At 70.9% G+C, this 4972-nt stretch carries 4 protein-coding genes; all 4 read left to right on the top strand.

What is annotated here, in order from left to right:
* The first annotated feature begins 371 nt into the window (after positions 1-371).
* The 4 genes from kdpF to kdpC are packed head-to-tail and all read left to right on the top strand — an operon-like array spanning position 372 to position 4889.
* A complete protein-coding gene (kdpF, locus tag ACFWOG_RS39500) occupies positions 372-461 on the top strand; it encodes a K(+)-transporting ATPase subunit F (RefSeq protein ID WP_238863773.1) in 90 nt (29 codons plus the stop codon).
* A 1-nt stretch (position 462) separates the two neighbouring features.
* Positions 463-2124, top strand: a complete 1662-nt coding sequence (gene kdpA / locus ACFWOG_RS39495; RefSeq protein WP_380364453.1) for a potassium-transporting ATPase subunit KdpA — start codon at positions 463-465, stop codon at positions 2122-2124.
* Positions 2124-4241, top strand: a complete 2118-nt coding sequence (kdpB, locus tag ACFWOG_RS39490; protein WP_380364451.1) for a potassium-transporting ATPase subunit KdpB — start codon at positions 2124-2126, stop codon at positions 4239-4241. The genes kdpA and kdpB overlap by 1 nt, the downstream gene beginning before the upstream one ends.
* Before the next feature lie 15 nt (positions 4242-4256).
* Positions 4257-4889 carry a K(+)-transporting ATPase subunit C gene (gene kdpC / locus ACFWOG_RS39485; RefSeq protein WP_380364449.1) on the top strand — a complete coding sequence of 211 codons (633 nt, stop codon included), beginning with the start codon at positions 4257-4259 and terminating at the stop codon, positions 4887-4889.
* Positions 4890-4972: the final 83 nt, after the last annotated feature.

Below are 4972 nucleotides of genomic sequence, written 5' to 3'. Positions count from 1 at the left end.
CCCCGGACGGCATCGGCCGTCCGGGGCCCGTGGGGTGACCCGGCACAGCGGCCCCGGCCGTGACCCCGGACGTGACCGGCTGCGACCCCGGACGCACGGAGCCCCGGCCCCGCCGCCCCCGGGCCCGTATGGAGCCCGTCAACAATCGAACGTACGCCGTATGGAGGGCGTCAAGAACGCCGTTGACGCACCGTGAGGGCGGTTGGCTGGCGTAGCCGGCCCGCCGCCGGTGCCGCGCCCCGCCCCTTCTACGCAGGCCGCGGCCACCTCCGAACCACTGTGGTGGAGCCCATGTCCGATCTCATCTACGTCGGTGTCACGGTCGCCGTGTTCGCCGTCATCGCCCTGATCGCGCGGGGGGTGGAGAAGCTGTGAGCGCCGAGAACGTCGCAGGTCTCATCGTGGCCGTCGCCCTCGTCGGCTACCTCGTCGTGGCGCTGATCTACCCGGAGAAGTTCTGACATGAGCTCCACTCTCGCGGGCTGGCTGCAGGTCCTCGCCCTGGTGGGCGCACTGGCCCTGTGCTACCGGCCCCTGGGCGACTACATCGCCCGGATCCTCACCACCTCCCGGCACCTCAGAGCCGAGCGCGGCCTGTACAAGGTGATCGGCGTGGACCCGGACGCCGACCAGCGCTGGTCGGTGTACCTGCGCTCGGTGCTGGCCTTCTCGGCCGTCTCGGTCCTCTTCCTCTACGGCCTGATCCGCCTCCAGGGCCACCTCCTGCTGAACCTCGGCGTCGAGCAGATGCCGGGCCACCAGGCGTGGAACACCGCGATCTCGTTCGTCGCCAACACCAACTGGCAGTCCTACAGCGGCGAGGCCGCGATGGGGCACGTGGCCCAGATGGCGGGTCTGGCGGTGCAGAACTTCGTCTCCGCGGCCGTCGGCATCGCCGTCGTCGCCACCCTGATCCGGGGCTTCACCCGCAACCGGACGGACCGGGTCGGCAACTTCTGGGTCGACCTGACCCGGATCAGCCTGCGCCTGCTGCTGCCGGTCGCGGTCGTCTTCGCCCTGGTGCTGGCGGCGACCGGGGTGGTGCAGAACTTCCACGGCTTCCACGAGATGGCCGCGCTGGTCGGCGATCCGCAGTCGGTCCCGGGCGGGCCGGTGGCCTCGCAGGAGGTCATCAAGCTGCTGGGCACCAACGGCGGCGGCTTCTTCAACGCCAACTCGGCGCACCCGTTCGAGAACCCGACGGGTCTGAGCAACTTCCTGGAGATCTTCCTGATCCTCCTGATCCCGTTCGCGTTGCCGCGGGCCTTCGGCCGGATGGTCGGGGACCACCGGCAGGGCTACGCGATCGTCGCGGTGATGGGTCTGTTCTGGGCGGCGTCGGTGGCGCTGATCACCTTCTCCGAGTCGCAGCACGCCGGTTCGGCGATGCAGGCGGCCGGCGGGGCTCTGGAGGGCAAGGAGCAGCGGTTCGGTATCGCGGCGTCCGGTCTGTTCGCGGCGTCGACGACGCTGACCTCGACCGGTGCGGTGAACTCGTTCCACGACTCGTACTCGGCGTTCGGCGGCGGGTTGACGATGTTCAACATGATGCTGGGCGAGATCGCGCCCGGCGGTGTGGGCTCGGGCCTGTACGGGATGCTGGTGCTGGCGATCGTCGCGGTGTTCGTGGCCGGTCTCATGGTCGGGCGCACCCCGGAGTACCTGGGCAAGAAGCTCGGCGGGCGGGAGATGAAGTTCGCCTCCCTGTACATCCTGACCACGCCGACGCTCGTGCTGGTCGGTACGGGTGTGGCGATGGCGCTGCCGGGTCAGCGGGCCGGGATGCTCAACTCGGGTGCCCACGGCTTCTCCGAGGTGCTGTACGCGTTCACCTCGGGCGCGAACAACAACGGCTCGGCGTTCGCCGGCATCACGGTCAACACCGACTGGTACGACACCGCGATCGGCCTGGCCATGGTGTTCGGCCGGTTCCTGCCGATGGTCTTCGTCCTGGCCCTGGCCGGCGCGCTCGCACAGCAGCAGCCGGTCCCCGCCACCCCGGGCACCCTGCCCACCCACAAGCCGCTGTTCGTGGGCCTGCTGTCGGGCGTCGTCCTGATCGTCGTCGGCCTCACCTACTTCCCGGCCCTGGCTCTCGGGCCGATCGCGGAAGGTCTCTCCTGATGTCCTCCACCCTGACCGAGAAGCCGGCCCCCCGGCCGGAGGCGCCCGCCGAGGCGCCGCACAGAGCGGCCGGCGGCCTGCTCGACCCGAAGGTGCTCCTCGCCGCCCTGCCGGACGCGGTGAAGAAGCTCGACCCGCGCGTGATGGTCAAGAACCCCGTCATGTTCGTGGTCGAGGTCGGCTCCGTCGTCACCACGGTCTGCGCGATAGCCGACCCGTCGGTGTTCGCCTGGTCGATCACCGTCTGGCTCTGGCTGACCACGGTCTTCGCCAACCTGGCCGAGGCCGTCGCCGAGGGCCGTGGCAAGGCGCAGGCGGACACCCTGCGCCGGACCAGGACCGACACCGTGGCCCGGCGGCTCACCGGCTGGCCCGCGGGCCGGGGCGAGGAGGAGGTCCCCGGTGCGTCGCTGCGCCTGGGCGACCACGTCGTGGTCGAGGCCGGCCAGATCATCCCCGGTGACGGGGACGTCGTCGAGGGCGTCGCGAGCGTCGACGAGTCGGCGATCACGGGCGAGTCCGCGCCGGTGATCCGCGAGTCGGGCGGAGACCGCTCCGCCGTGACCGGCGGCACCAGGGTGCTCTCCGACCGGATCGTGGTGAAGATCTCCTCCGAACCCGGAAAGACCTTCATCGACCGGATGATCGCCCTGGTCGAGGGCGCCGCCCGGCAGAAGACGCCGAACGAGATCGCGCTCAACATCCTGCTGGCCTCGCTGACCATCGTGTTCCTGGTCGCGGTCGTCACCCTGCAGCCGATGGCCACCTACGCGGGCGCCCCGCAGTCGATGATCGTGCTGGTCGCCCTGATCGTGGCGCTCATCCCGACCACCATCGGCGCGCTGCTCTCCGCGATCGGCATCGCCGGCATGGACCGGCTGGTCCAGCGCAACGTGCTGGCGATGTCCGGCCGCGCGGTCGAGGCCGCCGGCGACGTCAACACCCTGCTGCTCGACAAGACCGGCACCATCACCCTCGGCAACCGCCAGGCCGCCGAGTTCCTCCCGGCCGCCGGCGTCACGGTCGAGGAGCTGGCCGACGCGGCGCAGCTCTCCTCGCTGGCCGACGAGACCCCCGAGGGCCGCTCGATCGTCGTCCTCGCCAAGACGCGGTACGGCCTGCGCGCCCGCGCCCAGGGCGAGTTGGCGCACGCCACCTGGGTGCCGTTCACCGCCCAGACCCGGATGTCCGGCGTCGACCTCGACGAGCCCGACGGTCCGCACCGGGTCCGCAAGGGTGCGGCGGGATCGGTCACCACCTGGGTCACCGAGAACGGCGGCACCGTCGGCCGGGACGTCGCCGAGCTGGTCGACCGCATCTCGGCCGCCGGCGGGACCCCGCTGCTGGTCGCCTCCAAGGCCGGCCCCGCGGCCCCGAAGGCCCTCGGCGTGATCCACCTCAAGGACGTGGTCAAGGAGGGCATGCGGGAGCGCTTCGACGAGCTGCGCCGGATGGGCATCAGGACGGTCATGATCACGGGCGACAACCCGCTGACCGCCCGGGCGATCGCGGAGGAGGCGGGCGTGGACGACTTCCTCGCCGAGGCCACCCCCGAGGACAAGATGGCGCTGATCAAGAAGGAGCAGGCCGGCGGCAAGCTGGTCGCGATGACCGGCGACGGCACCAACGACGCCCCGGCCCTCGCCCAGGCCGACGTCGGTGTCGCGATGAACACCGGGACCATGGCGGCCAAGGAGGCCGGCAACATGGTCGACCTCGACTCCAACCCCACCAAGCTGATCGAGATCGTCGAGATCGGCAAGCAGCTCCTGATCACCCGCGGCGCGCTCACGACCTTCTCGATCGCCAACGACGTCGCGAAGTACTTCGCGATCATCCCGGCCATGTTCGCGTCGGTGTACCCGGGCCTCGACAAGCTCAACATCATGGGCCTGCACAGCCCGCAGTCCGCGATCACCTCGGCGATCGTCTTCAACGCCCTGGTCATCGTCGGCCTCATCCCGCTCGCCCTGCGCGGGGTGAAGTACCGCCCCTCCGACGCCAGTTCGCTCCTGCGTCGCAACATCGGGGTCTACGGCCTCGGCGGGCTCGTCGTCCCCTTCGCCGGGATCAAACTGATCGACCTGGTCGTCCAGTTCGTCCCCGGCCTGAGCTGAGAGAGGAGAACCCCCGTGTCCAAGCCCCTGCCCACCACCGTGCGCACGCACCTCACCGCCCTGCGGATGCTGCTGGTGATGACGGTGATCCTCGGTATCGCCTACCCGCTGCTGGTCACCGGCATCGCCCAGGCCGCCTTCCCCGACAAGGCCGACGGCTCGATCGTCAGGGTCGACGGCAAGGAGGTCGGCTCCGGCCTGCTGGCGCAGAGCTACGACCTGCCCAAGCAGAACCCGGACGACCCGGACGAGGTCGCGCTGCCGGACCCGAGGTGGTTCCAGCCCCGGCCCTCCGCCGGCGGCCACGACCCGAAGAGCTCCGGCGCCTCCAACCTGGGCCCCACCAGCGAGGACCTCACCGCGACGGTCGAGGAGCGCCGCAGGGCCGTCGCCGCGTTCGACGGCGTCGACCCGGCGAGCGTCCCGGTGGACGCCGTCACCGCCTCCGGATCCGGCCTCGACCCGCACATCTCGGTCGCCTACGCCGAGCAGCAGGTCGACCGGGTCGCCAAGGCCCGTGGCAACGTCTCGCCCGAGCAGCTGAAGAAGCTGGTCGAGAAGTACACCGAGGGCCGCTCGCTGGGCTTCCTCGGGCAGTCGGGCGTGAACGTGGTCCGACTCAACGCCGCGCTGGCGCAGCAGAAGTGAGCGCGGAGGGCGTGCGGACGCAACGCGCGCCGGCCGACCGGCCGGACCTGTGAGACTGGCCGACCCGGGCCGGGGCACTGCCC

This window comes from Kitasatospora sp. NPDC058406, assembly GCF_042722765.1.
Taxonomy (GTDB): Bacteria; Actinomycetota; Actinomycetes; order Streptomycetales; family Streptomycetaceae; genus Kitasatospora.
The sequence above is the reverse complement of the archived record's forward strand: the minus strand, read 5'-3'. Positions and strand labels throughout refer to the sequence as shown.